This is a genomic window from Bradyrhizobium sp. USDA 241 (assembly GCF_049739505.1).
GTDB classification, from domain to species: Bacteria; Pseudomonadota; Alphaproteobacteria; order Rhizobiales; family Xanthobacteraceae; genus Bradyrhizobium; species Bradyrhizobium liaoningense.
The window spans coordinates 3,116,216-3,132,593 of record NZ_JBMGPZ010000005.1 but is presented as its reverse complement, the minus strand read 5'-3'; the positions used below and the strand labels follow the sequence as shown (position 1 = coordinate 3,132,593).

General features: G+C 65.3%; 16 protein-coding genes. 9 read left to right on the top strand and 7 right to left on the bottom strand.

What is annotated here, in order from left to right; all coding sequences use genetic code 11:
- Positions 1-13: 13 nt before the first annotated feature.
- The gene (locus ABIF91_RS37085) at positions 14-2,416 is read right to left on the bottom strand and encodes a sensor histidine kinase NtrY-like (protein ID WP_028179546.1); all 2,403 of its coding nucleotides are present in this window, start codon (positions 2,414-2,416) and stop codon (positions 14-16) included.
- Positions 2,417-2,580: 164 nt separating this feature from the next.
- Between ABIF91_RS37085 and ABIF91_RS37080 the strand changes: the two genes are divergently transcribed.
- A complete protein-coding gene (locus ABIF91_RS37080; RefSeq protein ID WP_155251905.1) occupies positions 2,581-2,736 on the top strand; it encodes a hypothetical protein in 156 nt (51 codons plus the stop codon).
- Positions 2,737-2,905: 169 nt separating this feature from the next.
- Here ABIF91_RS37080 and ntrC read toward each other — a convergent pair whose 3' ends face one another.
- Genes ntrC through dusB form a run of 3 tightly spaced genes read right to left on the bottom strand, consistent with a single transcriptional unit; the run spans position 2,906 to position 6,531 of the window.
- Entirely contained in the window at positions 2,906-4,348 is a 1,443-nt protein-coding gene (gene ntrC / locus ABIF91_RS37075; protein ID WP_011087260.1) for a nitrogen regulation protein NR(I), read from the bottom strand.
- A gap of 9 nt (positions 4,349-4,357) precedes the next feature.
- Positions 4,358-5,533, bottom strand: a complete 1,176-nt coding sequence (locus tag ABIF91_RS37070) for a two-component system sensor histidine kinase NtrB (protein WP_028179545.1) — start codon at positions 5,531-5,533, stop codon at positions 4,358-4,360.
- On the bottom strand, positions 5,530-6,531 hold the full coding sequence (dusB, locus tag ABIF91_RS37065) for a tRNA dihydrouridine synthase DusB (protein ID WP_085966438.1): 1,002 nt from the start codon (positions 6,529-6,531) through the stop codon (positions 5,530-5,532). Before dusB ends, ABIF91_RS37070 begins: the two co-directional genes overlap by 4 nt.
- A gap of 278 nt (positions 6,532-6,809) precedes the next feature.
- Here dusB and ABIF91_RS37060 point away from each other — a divergent pair, with 278 nt between their 5' ends.
- On the top strand, positions 6,810-8,006 hold the full coding sequence (locus ABIF91_RS37060) for a bifunctional 2-C-methyl-D-erythritol 4-phosphate cytidylyltransferase/2-C-methyl-D-erythritol 2,4-cyclodiphosphate synthase (protein ID WP_035675662.1): 1,197 nt from the start codon (positions 6,810-6,812) through the stop codon (positions 8,004-8,006).
- A gap of 3 nt (positions 8,007-8,009) precedes the next feature.
- The gene (locus tag ABIF91_RS37055) at positions 8,010-8,618 is read left to right on the top strand and encodes a CinA family protein (protein WP_028179542.1); all 609 of its coding nucleotides are present in this window, start codon (positions 8,010-8,012) and stop codon (positions 8,616-8,618) included.
- A 22-nt stretch (positions 8,619-8,640) separates the two neighbouring features.
- Here the strand turns inward: ABIF91_RS37055 and ABIF91_RS37050 are convergent, their stop codons facing one another.
- Together ABIF91_RS37050 and ABIF91_RS37045 are read right to left on the bottom strand one after the other, a co-directional pair.
- Positions 8,641-9,417, bottom strand: coding sequence for a mechanosensitive ion channel family protein (locus tag ABIF91_RS37050; RefSeq protein ID WP_028179541.1), 777 nt, complete (start codon positions 9,415-9,417; stop codon positions 8,641-8,643).
- Positions 9,418-9,580: 163 nt separating this feature from the next.
- A complete protein-coding gene (locus ABIF91_RS37045; protein ID WP_028179540.1) occupies positions 9,581-9,760 on the bottom strand; it encodes a hypothetical protein in 180 nt (59 codons plus the stop codon).
- A gap of 990 nt (positions 9,761-10,750) precedes the next feature.
- Here ABIF91_RS37045 and ABIF91_RS37040 point away from each other — a divergent pair.
- From ABIF91_RS37040 to ABIF91_RS37015, 6 genes are read left to right on the top strand one after another with little or no spacing between them, the layout of a single operon-like run.
- On the top strand, positions 10,751-11,458 hold the full coding sequence (locus ABIF91_RS37040) for a c-type cytochrome (protein WP_028179539.1): 708 nt from the start codon (positions 10,751-10,753) through the stop codon (positions 11,456-11,458).
- Between the two features lie 10 nt (positions 11,459-11,468).
- The gene (locus ABIF91_RS37035; RefSeq protein WP_028179538.1) at positions 11,469-12,722 is read left to right on the top strand and encodes a cytochrome c; all 1,254 of its coding nucleotides are present in this window, start codon (positions 11,469-11,471) and stop codon (positions 12,720-12,722) included.
- Positions 12,723-12,741: 19 nt separating this feature from the next.
- A complete protein-coding gene (locus ABIF91_RS37030) occupies positions 12,742-12,918 on the top strand; it encodes a hypothetical protein (RefSeq protein WP_027542758.1) in 177 nt (58 codons plus the stop codon).
- Positions 12,915-13,481 (top strand): cytochrome c oxidase subunit II, encoded by a 567-nt coding sequence (locus tag ABIF91_RS37025; RefSeq protein ID WP_028179537.1) that lies wholly within the window; start codon positions 12,915-12,917, stop codon positions 13,479-13,481. Before ABIF91_RS37030 ends, ABIF91_RS37025 begins: the two co-directional genes overlap by 4 nt.
- Positions 13,468-15,090, top strand: coding sequence for a b(o/a)3-type cytochrome-c oxidase subunit 1 (locus ABIF91_RS37020; RefSeq protein ID WP_028179536.1), 1,623 nt, complete (start codon positions 13,468-13,470; stop codon positions 15,088-15,090). Before ABIF91_RS37025 ends, ABIF91_RS37020 begins: the two co-directional genes overlap by 14 nt.
- Positions 15,090-15,905, top strand: coding sequence for a c-type cytochrome (locus ABIF91_RS37015; RefSeq protein ID WP_028179535.1), 816 nt, complete (start codon positions 15,090-15,092; stop codon positions 15,903-15,905). Before ABIF91_RS37020 ends, ABIF91_RS37015 begins: the two co-directional genes overlap by 1 nt.
- Here the strand turns inward: ABIF91_RS37015 and ABIF91_RS37010 are convergent, their stop codons facing one another.
- Entirely contained in the window at positions 15,906-16,376 is a 471-nt protein-coding gene (locus ABIF91_RS37010; RefSeq protein WP_028179534.1) for a type II toxin-antitoxin system RatA family toxin, read from the bottom strand. It abuts the gene before it with no gap.
- Positions 16,377-16,378 lie beyond the last annotated feature (2 nt).

Genomic DNA, 16,378 nt, shown 5'->3' with positions numbered 1-16,378 from the left:
CGCGCCTGTGTTGTCAGCTGCCTGTTGAGGCTTCGATTTTCGTTGATTCATTGGTCTTTTCAGCCGACTCTTTGGTTCCGGCGGCCGGCTCTTTTGTTTCCAGGTCGTCGCTGGATTTCTTGACGGATTCCGTGACCGCTGCCTTGTTTTCCGGCTTGATTGCTTCGTTGGCCGCTGGCTCGGCGCCCCCGGATTTCGCGGGTTGCCCCGAGATCGCAAAGCGCATCCGCATCCAGGCGCCGCGCTGGCCTTCGCGGAAGTCGGAGGCGTCCTTCAGCTCGATCCGCCCGCCATGGTCCTCCAGCACGCGGCCGACGATGGCCAGTCCCAGGCCCGTGCCCTTGGCACGCGTGGTCACGTACGGCTCGAGCAGGCGCGAGCGCGCGACCTTGGGCAGGCCGATACCGTTGTCGATGACGTCGATCAGCACGTCGTCGCCCTCGCGCGACACCACGACGTCGATTCGGCCTTTGCCGAGCTCCTCGGGCGGGACCTGCTCGATTGCCTCGGTGGCGTTCTTGACGATGTTGGTGACCGCCTGGGAGATCAGCCGACGGTCGAACTGGGCGCGGAGCGGATCGTCCTTGAACTCGGCCTCGATATCGATCTCAGGATGGGCGACCTTCATCAGGAACACCGCCTGACGCACGGTGTCGGTGACGTCCTCGCCTTCCATCACCGGTTTGGGCATCCGCGCAAAGCGCGAGAACTCGTCGACCATGCGCCTGATGTCGTCGACCTGGCGCACGATGGTGTCGGTGCACTGGTCGAAGATCTGTTTGTCCTTGACCTCGGTGATGGACTTGCCGAACTTGCGACGGATGCGCTCGGCGGAGAGCTGGATCGGCGTCAGCGGGTTCTTGATCTCGTGGGCGATGCGGCGCGCCACGTCGCCCCACGCCGAGGTCCGCTGGGCCGAGACGAGCTCGGTGATGTCGTCGAGCGTGATGATGTAGCTGTCGTGCGGCTGGTTCTTCTCGGCGCTGACGCGGACCGACAGATTGCGCTCGGCACCGTCGCGGGTGATGGTGATCTGCCCCTGCACCAGGCGCTGGGTCCCTTCCCGCGCCGTCTTCATCATCTCGTCGAGCTCGGGCAGCACGTCCGAGAGCGGATGGCCCAGCGTCTCCGCTTCGGAGTGGCCGATCAGCTTCTCGGCCGAGCGGTTGAGGATGCCGACGCTGCCGGAAGCATCGACGCCGATGATGCCGGCGCTCGCCGAGGACAGCACGGCCTCGATGAAGCGGCGGCGGCTGTCGATGAGGTCGCTGGCATTGACCAGCTCGTCGCGTTGGCTGCGCAATTCCTGCGTCATCTTGTTGAAAGTCTCGCCCAGCTGGGCGAGATCGCCTTCCGACTGATGCACGGGCACCTTGACATGGAGGTCGCCGGTCGAGACCGTTTGCGCCGCGTTCATCAGCCGCCGGATCGGAGAGACAAGCGAGTTGGCGAAGTTGAGGCCGATCAGCACCGAGGCCATCAGAATGGTCAGCGCGATCACCGCGAACATCAGCGCGAAGGCAACCTGGATGCCAAGGCGGCGTGACTCGATCTGGGCGTATTCGGCGACGCTGACTTCGGTCTGCTTGAGCTGATTGACGACGTTCGGATCGAGCGGACGGGCGACATAGAGGAAGGTGTCGTTGAAGGCGCGCAGGCGGATCACCGCGGCGACGAAGCTCGCGTCCGGCAGGACCGCGATCTCGGGTTCGTTCTCGTTGACGTTGCTGAGGAAGTCCGGCGCGGGCGGCGAATAGGCCAGCCGCATGCCGGTGTCGGCGGATTCCAGGATATTGGTGTTCTTGTCGATGATCATCGCGCCCGGCAAGTTGCGCGAGGCGGCGCTCGCCGTCAGCATCTCCCGGAACGAGCGGCGATCCTGGTCGTACAGCGGCCTTGCGTGCGCGATATCGTTGGCCATGCCGAGAATGTCGCCGCGGATCAGCTGCGCGTGGTCCTGCATATAGGCCCGCGCGATCGTCAGCGAGTTCTGGATCACCTCCCTGGTCGGGCCGGAGAACAACCGGTCGAGGCCACGCTCGATGGTGACGTTGGCAACGACGGAGACCAGCACCGCCGGCAGCACCGCCACGATCGAGAACAGGCTGACGATCTGAACATGGAGGCGCGCCGCCGCCCTGCCCCGCCGCCGCGCCAGGATCAGCTGCCAGAGTTCCCTGACGATGATCCCCACCAGGAGCAGGATCGTCGCAGCGTTGATCAGGTAGAACGAGCGGACGACCTCGGGCGTCGGATCGATCTTGGTAAGGCCGGTCAGGACCAGGAAGGTCAGGAGGGCCGACAGCAGCGCCAGCGCCACGGCAAAGGGTGCCAGCCAGCGCCGCACCGACCAACGCCGGGGCTCTTCCGCTGGGGCCGTGTCAAAGTGTGCGGCCGAGGTATCTGCGCTGGTCATTCCGGCAATGGTGGTGATGAAAACGGGTCCGCGACGGGCGGATACTGATGTATTCGTACCACATTGTTGCCGAATTGCGACAATTCCGCGGCGCGACGCCCACGGCAGACCGGTACAATCCACAGGCAGGCTAACCAGCGGGAACGGATTCCCGCCGCTGCGGCTTGACCGAGATGGACAGGTTCTTTCTCGCGATAATGGTTTCTGCCGTTCTGCTGCTGATCGTCGCCGCCGATCTGCTGGTCAACGGTCCCGGCCTGCAGGAGCCGACGGCGGACATCGCGCGCATCCTGCCGCCCGCAGGCGCAATCATCAGGTGAATGTGTTCGCCGCCACCGGTGGCGGAAGGTCCCATTCTTGTGTGACTGCGGAACATTTCTGCCCGCTCCGACTTCTGCTCACCGCGTCAGCCACAACGGCCAGCGCGATCCGGACAGGCTCAGCTCCACCTTGGTAGGGGGGAGCTGAGCCACCGTCCGCTTCGAGAGACTAGCCCCCGCTCCGATAGACCTGGATGTCGAGATCCCGGATCTTCTTGCGCAGCGTGTTGCGGTTGAGGCCGAGCAGGTCGGCGGCACGGATCTGGTTGCCACGGGTGGCGGCCAGCGCGGCCGTGAGCAGCGGCACCTCGATCTCCTTGAGGATGCGGTGATAGAGGCCGGGCGGCGGCACGCCGTTCGGAAAGCCCTGGAAGTGCGAGGACAGATACGCCTCGACCGCGCCGCCGAGATTGTCGACACCCTGCTGGACCGCGGCGCCCGGACTGACTGAGGGCGGCGCAAGCTCGCCGTCGATGACGGAGGCCGTGATCACGTCCTGCGGATAGAGCGCGGCAAGGCGCCGGGCGAGATTTTCCAGCTCGCGCACGTTGCCGGGCCAGCGGTGCTGCTTCAGCCGCTCCAGCGCCAGCGTGTCGAGCTTCTTCGGCGGCAGCCCGTCCTTCTCGGCCAGCGCGAAGAAGTGCCGCACCAGATCCGGCAGATCCTCGATGCGCTCGCGCAAGGGCGGCAGCCGCAACGGTACGACATTGAGGCGGAAGAACAAATCTTCCCGGAACAGGCCCTGCTGGATCAGGACACGCAAATCCTTGTTGGAGGCCGCGACGATGCGCACGTCGGTCTTGATCGGGGTGCGGCCGCCGACCGTCGTGTATTCGCCCTGCTGCAGCACGCGCAGCAGGCGGGTCTGCGCCTCCATCGGCATGTCGCCGATCTCATCCAGGAACAGCGTGCCGCCCTCGGCCTGCTCGAACCGGCCGGAGGCGCGGGTATTCGCGCCGGTGAAGGCCCCGCGCTCGTGCCCGAACAATTCGGACTCGATGAGATCGCGCGGAATCGCCGCCATGTTGACCGCGACGAACGGGCCGTTGCGGCGCTTGCCGTAATCGTGCAGCGCCCGCGCCACCAGTTCCTTGCCGGTGCCGGACTCGCCCGTGATCATCACGGTGAGGTCGGTCTGCATCAGGCGCGCCAGCACGCGGTAGATTTCCTGCATCGCCGGCGAGCGGCCGACCAGCGGGATCGCCTCCATCTCGGCGTCTTCGTCCGGCGTCGAGGTCCGCTCCTTCGGCTCGGCGAGCGCACGACCGACGATGGCGATCAGCTCCTTGAGGTCGAAGGGCTTGGGCAGATATTCGTAGGCCCCGCGCTCGGAAGCGCGGATCGCCGTCATGAACGTGTTCTGCGCGCTCATGACGATGACGGGCAGATTCGGCCGCATCTTCTTGATCCGCGGCAGCAGGTCGAAGGCGTTTTCGTCCGGCATCACCACGTCGGTGATGACGAGGTCGCCCTCGCCCTGGCTGACCCAGCGCCACAGCGTTGCGGCATTGCCGGTCAGCCGCACTTCGTAACCGGCGCGGGACAGTGCCTGATTGAGAACGGTGCGGATGGCGGTATCGTCATCGGCTACGAGAATGCTACCTGCGGGCATCGTTGATCCTCATTTTGCCCCCTGTGACGCAGGCGACGACTTCCCGGCAGAGTCGGCGCGACTGCTTTGATCGGCATGTTTCACCGATGTGGAATACATCGGCATCAGCACGCGGAAGGTGGTCTTGCGCGGCTGAGATTCGCATTCGATGATGCCCCCGTGATCGCCGACGATCTTGGCGACCAGCGCCAGGCCGAGACCCGAGCCGGTCTGCTTGGTGGTCACGAACGGGTCGAACAGGTTGGGCAGCAGATCGTCCGGCACGCCCGGTCCGTTGTCCTTCACGCAGAATTCCAGCGGCAGGGATACCCTGGATTTTTGACCGGGGACTGACAGGCGCACGCCAGGGCGAAACGCGGTGGTGAGCTGGATCTCGGCGTCCGGCACGTCGATCAGGGCTTCGGCGGCGTTCTTCACGAGGTTGAGGAACACCTGAATCAGCTGATCCTGATTCGCCAGCACCGGCGGCAGCGAGGGATCGTAGTCCTCGACGAAGCGGATGTTGCGGGCAAAGCCCGACTGCGCCAGCCGTTTCACATGGTCGAGCACCGAATGGATGTTGACGGGGCCCCGCACCACGGGGCGCTCGTCGCCGAACACCTCCATGCGGTCGACCAGCGTCACGATGCGGTCGGCCTCGTCGCAGATCAGCCGCGTCAGCATGCGGTCCTCGGACGAGGCCTGCTGTTCCAGGAGCTGCGCGGCGCCGCGGATGCCGGACAGCGGATTCTTGATCTCGTGCGCCAGCATCGCGGCGAGCGCGATCACCGAGCGCGCGGCGCTGCGATGGGTGAGCTGGCGGTCCATCTTGTCGGCAATGCTGCGCTCCTGGAGCATCACCACGATGTGGCCAGGCCGCTCCGTGAGAGGGGCAACGTGCAGATCGACCTGGCGGTCGCCGCCCATGCGCGGCGTGCCGAGATCGACCTTGTATTCGTTGACCGGCGAATTCGACGAGCGCACCTGGTCGATCAGCGCCAGCAAGGGGCTGCCGAACGGCACCAGCTCCTTCAACGACTGCCGCTTCAGGAACTGCGTCGAGATCTCGAAGAAGGCTTCGGTCGCGATATTGGCGGCGACGATCTTGCCATCCGGCCCGATCATGAGCACGGGGTTGGGCAAGGCGTCCAGGATTGCGTCGCTGTCGGACTGAAGCGGCCGACGATGTTCAGCGGCTGAGCTCATGCAGCAGCGCTCCATGCGAAGTCGTCGAAGGCGTCTTGCAGTGAATTGTGAACGAGGCGCGGATCCTCCGAGACCAGGATCTTTTGGCGCCAGGATTTCAGCTTCTCCGCCGGCGCACGACTCGCCTGCGCTGCGACGTCGAGTGCCCAGCTCAGATGCTTGCGGGCATGCCTCAGTCCGATGCGCAGGCCATAGAGCGCGCAGACGCCATCATAGAGCGTGCGGACATAATGCAGCTGCGTCTCGAGCGAGGGCATCGCTTCCTTGGCCCCGCCCTGCAGGCGGCGGCCGATCTGACCGGGCAGCCAGGGCTGGCCCTGCGCGCCGCGGCCGATCATCACGGCATCGGCGCCTGAGGCCTCCAATGCTGCGAGCGCCTTCTCGTAGGACGTGATGTCGCCATTGACGACGAGCGGGATCGAGATGGCCTCGCGCACGGCGCGGATCGCGCCCCAATCGGCATCGCCCTTGTAGAACTGGCAGCGGGTGCGACCATGGACGGTGACGAGCTTGACGCCTGCGGCTTCCGCGCGCCGCGCCAGCTCCGGCGCGTTGCGCGTGCGGTCATCCCAGCCGAGCCGCATCTTCAGCGTCACCGGCACCTTCACCGCAGCGATCGTCGCATCGATCAGGCTCAGGGCATGGTCGAGGTCGCGCATCAAGGCCGAGCCGGACTGGCCGCCGGTGACGTGGCGGGCCGGACAGCCCATGTTGATGTCGATGATATCGGCGCCTTCGGCTTCGGCGATCCGGGCGCCTTCGGCCATCCAGTGCGTCTCGCAGCCGGCGAGCTGGACCACATGCGGGCCGATGCCGGTGGCTTCGCAGCGCAACCGGGACATCCGGTGGCCATTGGCGAGTTCATCGCTCGCGGTCATTTCGGACACGACGAGACCCGCTCCAAGCTCGGCGGCGAGCCGGCGGACGGGCGAGTCAGTCACACCCGACATCGGCGCCAGGAAGACCGGGGTGGCGATGTCAATATCGCCTATTTTCAACGGCTTAGAGCCGGATACTGCCGAGCCGGTCACAGGGGTCTCGTTGACTGGGCAGGGCCTCATCGCGCCTGCCATGACTTATCTTGCGCACAATTCTTGTGCAGTCAAGCGTCATGCCTACAGTTTAGACAGTTCTGCAAATCTTTCAAGTGCAGTGCAGCAAAATGCTGTTTCCCACAATCCGGGGAAACCCCCTTTTTTTGCGGGCCTGCCGTGCTAGAGGCATGCCGACAATCCCCTCCCCGACTCCTTGATGAGCAACTGAGTAATTGAGTCCTATGGCGAAATCACAGCGCACCGCAGTCGTTCTCGTCGCAGCCGGGCGTGGACTGCGTGCAGGCGCCGGCGGGCCGAAGCAATACCGCGAGATCGGCGGCGTGCCGGTGATCTATCGCGCCATGGAGGCATTCAGCCGCCACCCGGAGGTATCAGCGGTGCAGCCGGTGGTGAACCCCGACGACAGCGCCATGTTCACCGCAGCGGTCGCAGGGCTGAGGCACGAGCCGCCGACCAATGGCGGCGCCACCCGTCAGGCTTCGGTGCTCGCCGGCCTCGAAGCGCTGGCGAGGCACAAGCCGGACATCGTCCTGATCCACGACGCCGCCCGCCCCTTCGTCTCGGCAGGCGTGATCTCGCGCGCGATCGAAGCGGCGGGCCGCACTGGCGCTGCGATCCCGGTCGTTCCCGTCACCGACACCATCAAGCTCACCGGCGAGGGCGGCAATGTCGAGGATACGCCGGACCGGGCGCGCCTCAGAATCGCGCAGACGCCGCAATCCTTTCGTTTCGACGTCATCCTCGAGGTGCATCGTCGCGCGGCGAAGGACGGGCGCTCTGATTTCACCGACGATGCCGCGATTGCCGAATGGGCGGGATTGACGGTCGCAACCTTTGAGGGCGATGTTGCCAATATGAAGCTCACCACTCCCGAGGATTTCGTGCGCGAGGAAGCGCGCCTGGCTGCCCTGCTCGGCGACATAAGGACCGGCACCGGCTACGACGTGCACGCCTTCGGCGAAGGCGACCATGTCATGATCTGCGGCGTGCGCGTGCCGCACACCAAGGGCTTTCTCGCCCATTCCGACGGCGATGTCGGCCTGCATGCGCTGGTCGACGCCATCCTCGGCGCGCTCGCCGATGGCGACATCGGCTCGCACTTCCCGCCGAGCGATGCAAAATGGAAGGGCGCCTCCTCCGACCAGTTCCTGAAATACGCCATCGAGCGCGTCGCCCAGCGCGGCGGCCGCGTTGCCAATCTCGAGGTGACGCTGATCTGCGAGCGGCCGAAGATCGGCCCCTTGCGCGACACCATGCGCGCGCGCATCGCCGAGATCTCCGGCGTCGATATCTCCCGCGTCGCGGTGAAGGCAACGACCAGCGAGCGCCTCGGCTTCACCGGGCGTGAGGAGGGCATCGCGGCCACCGCGAGCGCCACCATCCGCCTGCCGTTTAGCGAAAAGACCTGGAGCGTCTAGGCCATGGGCGGCAGCGACGCACGCGCCCTCTCCCGCTCGCTGCTCGATCTATGCCGGATGCGCAAGCTGACGATCGCGACCGCGGAATCCTGCACCGGCGGCCTCGTCGCTGGCGCGCTGACCGACATCCCCGGTTCTTCCGACGTGATCGACCGCGGTTTCGTCACCTACTCCAATGACGCCAAGCGCGCGATGTTGGGGGTCGAGGCGAGCACGCTGACGAATTTCGGTGCGGTCAGCAAGGAGACCGCAACCGCAATGGCGATCGGCGCGCTGGAGCGTGCCGATGTCGATCTCGCCGTCGCCATCACCGGCATTGCCGGCCCCGGCGGCGCCACGCCCGGCAAGCCGGTCGGTCTCGTGCACTTCGCCGCCGCCGCGCGCGACGGCCGCATCATCCATCGGGAGCAGCGTTTTGGCGCGATCGGCCGCAGCGCCGTGCGCGCCCGCTCCGTGGTCGAGGCGCTGCGCATGCTGATGGACCTCGCCCGCGGCCCGCAAGTCGCGGCCAAGCCGCAGCGAACCGCCGCCAGCCGCCTGCGCCCGCGCGTGACCCGCTCGCCGCGCCGGCATGCGGTGAAGCGCCGGCCGCCACGTTCGCCGCGAGGCTGAAAGACCTGCGCCGCCGAAACGCCTACGCCGCGAGCAGCGCGCTGGCATGGTCGAGCACGCACTGCCTGACCGCGTCCGCCTGTGACGGCCTGGCCTTCGCGCTGACCGTCAACTCCACGATCGGCGACGCCGGATTGGCGACATCGACCACTCTGGAGATGTTGACGGCAGGCGCAGCCTGATCGTCCATGCGGGAGTCATTGCGCAGCTCCGTCAGGATGCGATCGGCCAGCGCCGAAGCGGCGCCGGCCGGAACCGGAAACGCCACCTTGACCTCGCCCGTGCCGGGATAGGCGCTGTGGTTGACGATCGCTGCACCCCACACCTGTCCGTTCGGCAGCAGGATCTGCGTGTTGTCGGCCGCGACGAGCTCGGTCATGAACAGCGACAGCGACCTCACCTTGCCCGCCTTGCCGGCGACCTCGACGTCATCGCCGATGCGAAAGGGCCGGAACAACAGCAGCATCACTCCGGCAGCGAGATTGGAGAGCGTGCCCTGTAGCGCCAGGCCAATGGCGAGAGATGTGGCGCCCAGCACGGCGACGAGGCTCGCGGTCTGGATGCCGAAGAGCTGCAGCACGGCGATGCCGACCACCGCGAGCACGCCATAGCGCGCAAGGCTACCCACGAACAACGTCACCAGCGGATCGACGCGATGCGTGACGCTCAGGACGCGCGTGACGAAACGCTGCATCGCGCCGGACAGATACCAGCCGACCGCGAGCAGCAGGATCGCATAGATCGCGTTCAGCCCATAGAGAACGAGCGAGGCTTTCAGCGTGTCGAAATTGACGGTCATGGCGGCTCCAACCAAGGCAATCGGTTGAGAACTCGCTGTCGCGGAAAATGATCCCCTTCGGGGCTAGCCAATCGTCAAGCGCCTGACGCGGGATCGCATAGGTGGGAGCGACGTGAAACCCGGGTACTGACCGGCCGGAATTCCAGGTTCATCGCGAATCCCGTTATTGCGCCGTTCGCTCGACACGACAGATGACGGGGAGTTTTTGCTCGATCGCCTTCGCGAGCACCGTCCCCGTGGTCCGTCCGAGCTCTCTCGCGATGGTCGTAATCGGCTTGGTGCCTGCAAGCTCCCTGAGTCGGTTGAGGTCTTCCTCGCTCCACGATTGCTTCCAGCGCGCCATCTGTTCCCGTCCAGCTCCGCAAGCCCCCGCGCCCGACTCATATTCTAGTTGAATACCCTAGTAAATACATCCCTTACAGGTGTACCGCTCGCAGACAAGGGGTGTTCCGCCGCTGCTCTACGTTTGGCACGGACCGCTCGGGTCACCGTGGCCCGCACGAAGTATGACTGCTTGATCGTGCGCCAGAGGCTTGCGCGTGGCAGCCCATCCCTACCAGCCCTTGTGCTGCCTGTCGGGCAAGACACCCAGCCGGCAGGTCAATCCGCGCCCGCGAAAATATTCCGCTTTACCGAAATTCGGCTTTGGCGTATCCGTCCGTCACCTCATCCCGGTCAGAGGGGCGTATCGCGATCGTCACGACACGCGGGGTGAGCTGCGGTGGACGCAGGCAGCATCGGCGCGAGAGGCTTTCGCAGGGCGGGCGACCGTGAGCGACAGGTCTTCGCGCACACGACCGATGCGATCTGCGTACGGCAAAACCGTGTCGTCCTGGCGCCCGGGGTCTGTGCGCCTAGTCTTGCGGTGATGTGGCGGCCCGACCGGGCGCGCGCATCAGTCATCCGCAAGGCGACGGGGGCAATAGTGCATCGCTCCCCGGGGAGAGCTCGGCATAAGCCGTCAAACCACTGCGCAGGGAAGGCCGGATGTTTGGCTTCACCTGTATGCCGCTGTGCAGCCTCTTGTAGCGCAACCTTCGCACAGTGGACCGTGGGTGCCCGGCCGGCACCCGGTCTTCCCTGCGCCCTCTGACTGACGAGGGTGTCAAGATGCAGCAAAGCTCGGGCGAGACAGCCGCGAGAGCGCAGGGTTGTGTCAGATTTTCAAAAAGCACGTAAGTTTTGTCGAATTTGATCGGGAGCGCACATGCGAAGGCCGCGACCAAACGGCATCGCGCGGGCCCGACCTTGCGCGGGAGCATATTGGCGCAATAATGCTCCGCTACTTTGTGATCCGGAATCAACCGGTCCTGTTCTTTGGAGGGTGACGAGAGTGTTCGCTCGCACCATTGCTCTGGCCATCGCCATTGCCAACTTGGCCGCTTTTGATGGTGCGGCCGCACAAACGGCCAACCAGCCACCGGACACGATGGCGGCGCGGGTCGAAGCCTGCACGCCCTGTCATGGCAATCAAGGCGAAGGCACCAGCGACGTCTATTTCCCGCGGCTTGCCGGCAAGCCGGCCGGCTATCTCTACAACCAGCTTCTTGCCTTCAAGAATGGCCGGCGAAAATATCCGCCGATGAACTATTTGCTCGAATTCCTCCCCGATCCATACCTGGAGCAGATGGCGGACTATTTTGCGGATCAACATCCGCCTCTGCCGCCGGTCACGGCAAGCGATGCAAGCAAGGAGGTGCTGCAGCACGGCCAGTCCCTGGTGTCGCGCGGCGATCCGCAGCGCCAGATTCCGGCCTGCGGAAGCTGCCATGGCCCGACCTTGACAGGAATGGAGCCGGGAATTCCGGGCCTGCTTGGACTGCGCCCGAACTATATCAGCGCGCAGTTGGGCGCGTGGCGTTATGGCACGCGCACCGCGAAAGCGCCCGACTGCATGCAGCAGGTTGCCGCCCGGCTCACCGAGGAAGACGTGACGGCGGTCGCGGCATGGCTCGCGAGCCGCCCAGCGCCGGTGAACATCGCGCCCGCGCCGAAGGGCACGTACGTGCTGCCGTTCGCCTGCGGCAGTGAACCGGATTGAGGAGACGGAATTGCGGTCGTGTTCACGAATCCTTGCCGTATCGCTGTTGCTCCTCGCCGGTCCCTCCGCCGAGGCGCAGCCGAAGTCCGGCCATGATGGCGACAGCCTCGTCGCGCGCGGCGAATATCTGGCGCGGGCCGGCGACTGCATTGCCTGCCACACGGCGCCCGAGGGGCACACCTTCGCCGGCGGACGCGCCATGCCGACGCCTTTCGGCACCCTGTATTCCTCCAACATCACGCCGGATCGCGACACCGGGATCGGCAAATGGACTGCCGAAGACTTCTACAAGGCGATGCACTCTGGCCGCTTTCCGGACGGCGGATTGATGTATCCGGCTATGCCGTTCGCATCCTACACCAAGGTCACCAGAGCCGATACTGACGCGATCTTCGCCTATCTGAGGTCGATCCCGCCCGTGAGCCAGCGAAATCGTGAGCACGACCTCCGCTTCCCCTATTCCAACCGCCAGCTGATTCTCGGCTGGCGCACGTTGTACTTCTCAGAGGGCGAATTCAAACCTGACCCGACCAAATCCGCGGAATGGAATCGCGGCGCCTACCTTGTCGAGGGCCTCGGCCATTGCGGCATGTGCCATTCGCCCATCAACGCGCTCGGCGGCACCCCGCAATCGGAAGCCTTCAAGGGCGGCCTGATCCCGATGCAGAACTGGTACGCGCCGTCGCTCACGTCAAATCGCGAGGCGGGGCTCGGTGACTGGAGCATCAAGGACATCACGGACCTGCTGCAGACCGGCGTTTCCATGCGCGGCGTCGTCTACGGCCCGATGGCCGAGGTCGTGCACAACAGCCTGCAATATCTGAACGACGAAGACACCAGGGCGATGGCGGTGTACCTCAAGAACATTGCGGAGCCCTCGCCTCCACCGCCGGCAAGCTCGACGTTGCCGACCAGCGAGAGCAGCCTGCTGGTCAGCCTCGGCAAGACCGTTTACGACAAGCACTGCGCCAGCTGTCACGGCACGCAGGGCGAAGGCAAGCCGCCGCACTGGCCGCCGCTCGCCAACAACCAGTCGATCGAGATGCAATCGGCAGTCAATCCGATCCGCATGGTGCTCAATGGCGGCTATCCGCCGGGCACCAAGGGCAATCCGATGCCTTACGGCATGCCGCCGTTCGCAGGGCTTCTGTCCGACAACGAGATCGCCGCCGTCGTTTCCTACATCCGCACTGCCTGGGGCAATCGCGGCACGCCGGTCTCGGCGCGCGAGGCCAACGAGCTGCGCTCCGCACCGCTGAACTGAGAGACGCCAGAGATCCGCCATGATCAATTCCGATCCGCCGACCAGTCCAGCCGCCGCCGACCAGGCGGTCGAAGAGGTCGTCGCGCAAGGCCCGTCCGGCGCGATCGTGCTCGCGGGCATCGCCACGGCCTGTGTGGTCGCGATGTGGCTCGCGTTCTATCTGTTCGTCTTCCTGCCACGTGGCTCGCTGCAATGAGCGCAGAGGAATCCCATCACGACAGCGCCGAGGTCGCGGCCCGCGTCGAGCGGCGCTGGGCGACCATTTCCGTGATCATCATCGTCGGCATGGCGATGCTCGCCGCATTTGCCGGCATCCATCGCGCGACCATGCCGCAGCCGCGCGTCGAGACCACCGATCCGTCGCGGCTGCATCTCTCCGGCGAATTCGTCGAAAGCAATCTCGGTAGCATGCTGGAAACCAACGGCAGTGTGACCGTGCGTGCGATCGGCCAGCAATATTCCTTCACACCGGCCTGCATCCTGGCGCCCGCGGACACGCCGATCACGCTCCGCGCCACCAGCGCCGATGTCGTGCACGGCATCCTGATCCAGGGCACCAACGTCAACACGATGCTCGTGCCGGGTTACATTTCCGAGCAGCCCTTGCGCTTTGCGAGGACCGGCGACTATCTGATGCCCTGCCAGGAATTTTGCAGTTTCGGCCACGAGGGCATGTGGGGCAAGGTCAAGGTGATCGACAAGACCGAATTCGCCGATCGTGCGAAGGGTGGCGGGAGGCCGAGCTGTGTTGGTCAATAGGAAGCTCATCCTCGCCCATTTCTGGCTGGCCTTTGCCGTGTTCGGCATAGCGCTCACGCTCGGCGCCTGGCAGATGTTCATCCGCAGCCCGATCGGCACCTGGCTCTCCAATCCCGAGCTCTATTACCGCTCGCTGACCGCGCACGGCACAGTGATGGGCTACGTCTTCCCGACCCTGGTCGCGATTGGTTTTGGCTACGCCATCAGCGAGTCCGCGCTGGAGCAGCGTCTTGTCGGCGTGCGCTGGGCCTGGGCCGGATTCTGGCTGATCGTTGCCGGCAGCACCATGGCGGTGATCCCGATCGCGCTGGGCCGCGCCTCGGTGCTCTACACCTTCTATCCGCCGCTGATCGGCAACGTCTTCTACTATCTCGGCGTCGTGCTGGTGGTGGTCGGCTCCTGGATCTGGGTCGCGCTGATGTCGATCAACCTGCGCGCCTGGCGCAAGGCCCATCCCGGCGCGCCGGTGCCGCTGGCGATGTTCGCCAATGTCGCCGGCTCGTATTTGTGGGCCTGGACCGCGGTCGGTGCCGCGCTCGAGCTGCTGCTGCAGATCATTCCCGTCGCGGCAGGGCTGAAGACCACAATCGATGCCGGGCTCGCCCGCGTGTTCTTCTCCTGGACGCTGCACGCCATCGTCTATTTCTGGCTGATGCCGACCTACATCGCTTATTACACCATCGTGCCGCGCGCGATCGGCGGCCGCGTCTATTCCGACACCATGGCGCGGATCTCCTTCATCCTGTTCCTGGTGGTGGCGATGCCGATCGGCATGCACCACACCTTTGCCGATCCGCAAGTCGGTGCCGGCTTCAAGTTCATCCATTCGGCCTTCACGGCACTGGTGACGTTGCCGACATTGCTGACAGTGTTCACGATCTGCGCCTCCGTCGAGATCGCCGCGCGCCTGCGCGGCGGGCGCGGCCTGTTCGGCTGGATCAGGGCCCTGCCCTGGGACAATCCGATGATGCTCGCGCTCGCCTTCTCCTTCGTCATGCTCGGTTTCGGCGGCGCCGGCGGCCTCATCAACATGAGCTATCAGCTCGATGCGTCCATCCACAACACGCAGTGGATCACCGGACATTTCCACCTGATCTTCGGCGGCGCCATCGTCATCATGTATTTCGCGATCGCCTATGATCTGTGGCCGCATCTGACCGGCCGCGAGCTGATTGATCTCCGGCTGATCCGCACCCAGCTCTGGCTGTGGTTCGTCGGCATGATGATCACCACTTTCCCGTGGCACTGGGTCGGCATTTTGGGCATGCCGCGCCGCATGGCCTATTTCGACTTCGGCGATCCCGGGATCGCGCCGCAGGCGCTCTCCGTCACCCTTTCGGCGATCGGCGGCTTCATCCTGCTGGCATCGGGCATCCTCTTCCTCGTCATCCTGGCGCGCGGCATGCGCGCACCACAGACTGACGCCGGCCCGTATCGCTTTGCGCTGGCCGTGCACCAGCCGGCGACCGTGCCGGTCGCGCTCAACACGCACGCGCTGTGGGTGGGGCTGATGATCGCGCTCACCCTCACCAATTACGGCTACCCGATCCTGACGCTGGCGCTGAACGAGGGCACCTCGGTGCCGGCCGTCTATGTGGGAGCGCAGTGATGATCGCGCGCGACCTCTTCACCTTCCGCAACAGGCATTTCACGGCAGCCGTCGGCGTCACCGCCGCGATCCTGATCGTGACTGCGATCGGCGGCTTCATCGTGCTGCCTTTCGCCCAGCCCTGGGTCCAGTTCGCCAATGTCTGGGATGCGATCTGCAGCGCCGCCGGACTGCCGCAGCGGGCGGCGACCGTGGTGGCGCCGGAGCAGACCAAGCGCCTGTCCGAGGTCGTGCTCACCTCCTCCACGCTGGCGCGCCCGAACCAGGAGGCCATCGGCCGCGGCGCCACGCTGGCGCAACGCTGCGCCATCTGCCACGGCCCGACCGGCATCAGCCGCGCGGACTCGCCGAACCTCGCGGGTCAGTATGCGGCGGTGATCTACAAGGAGCTGCACGACTTCCGCTCCGGCGCGCGCACCAATGCCGTGATGTCGCCATTTGCGGTCAACCTGACCGACCAGGAGATTGCCGACCTCTCGATGTACTACGCCTATCTGCCGCGGCTGCCGGCCTACCACCCGACGCCGCAGCTGCCGAGACCCAACATCGTCATCTATGGCGCGCCGATGCGCGGAATCGCGCCCTGCGGTTCCTGCCATGGCAGCCTCGACAACAAGATCGGCAGCCCGTGGCTGGAGGGGCAGTCCGAGGCCTACATGAAGGCGCAGCTCCAGGCCTTCGCCTCCGGTGAACGGCGCAACGACATCAGCCAGCAGATGCGCAACATCGCGCGCGCGATGACGCCGCAGGAGATCGATCAGGCCGCGGCATACTACGCCTCGCAGCCGCCGGATGTGGTGAAGGCGGTGGATTGATCAGGACGACGCCAGCTTCGGCCGGCCGTAGATCGCGTCCGCCCGCTTCTCGAAAGCGGTGGAGAACCGCGCGAACGCGGCATCGAACATCGAGCCCATCAGCATCGCCAGCATGCGGCTCCTGAATTCATAGGCGAGAAAGAATCCGACGTCGCAGACGCCCTCGCCCTTGGGCTCGAACGTCCAGCGGTTTTCGAGGTTGCTGAAAGGACCTTGCAGATACTCGACCAGGATCTTCAGATTGGCGCGGTCGAGCGTCACCCGGCTGGTGAAGGACTCCTTGACCAGCTTGAACGATACCGTCATGTCGGCAACCAGCACCTCGGTGCCGTCGGGCTTTGCCATGCGCTGACGAACCTTCAGCGCGCTGCACAGCGGCACGAATTCCGGATAGCGCTCGACGTCGGCGACCAGATCGAACATCTCGGATGCGCTGTGATTGACACGGCGCTTGCTGGAAAAACGGGGCATAT

Coding starts and splice junctions, on each gene's coding strand:
- ABIF91_RS37070 (WP_028179545.1), bottom strand. CDS start 5,533: ATGAGCTCAGCCGCTGAACATCGTCGGCCGCTTCAGTCCGACAGCGAC.
- ntrC (WP_011087260.1), bottom strand. CDS start 4,348: ATGCCCGCAGGTAGCATTCTCGTAGCCGATGACGATACCGCCATCCGC.
- ABIF91_RS37060 (WP_035675662.1), top strand. CDS start 6,810: ATGGCGAAATCACAGCGCACCGCAGTCGTTCTCGTCGCAGCCGGGCGT.
- ABIF91_RS37030 (WP_027542758.1), top strand. CDS start 12,742: ATGATCAATTCCGATCCGCCGACCAGTCCAGCCGCCGCCGACCAGGCG.
- ABIF91_RS37015 (WP_028179535.1), top strand. CDS start 15,090: ATGATCGCGCGCGACCTCTTCACCTTCCGCAACAGGCATTTCACGGCA.
- ABIF91_RS37010 (WP_028179534.1), bottom strand. CDS start 16,376: ATGCCCCGTTTTTCCAGCAAGCGCCGTGTCAATCACAGCGCATCCGAG.
- ABIF91_RS37025 (WP_028179537.1), top strand. CDS start 12,915: ATGAGCGCAGAGGAATCCCATCACGACAGCGCCGAGGTCGCGGCCCGC.
- ABIF91_RS37055 (WP_028179542.1), top strand. CDS start 8,010: ATGGGCGGCAGCGACGCACGCGCCCTCTCCCGCTCGCTGCTCGATCTA.
- ABIF91_RS37045 (WP_028179540.1), bottom strand. CDS start 9,760: ATGGCGCGCTGGAAGCAATCGTGGAGCGAGGAAGACCTCAACCGACTC.
- ABIF91_RS37050 (WP_028179541.1), bottom strand. CDS start 9,417: ATGACCGTCAATTTCGACACGCTGAAAGCCTCGCTCGTTCTCTATGGG.
- ABIF91_RS37085 (WP_028179546.1), bottom strand. CDS start 2,416: ATGACCAGCGCAGATACCTCGGCCGCACACTTTGACACGGCCCCAGCG.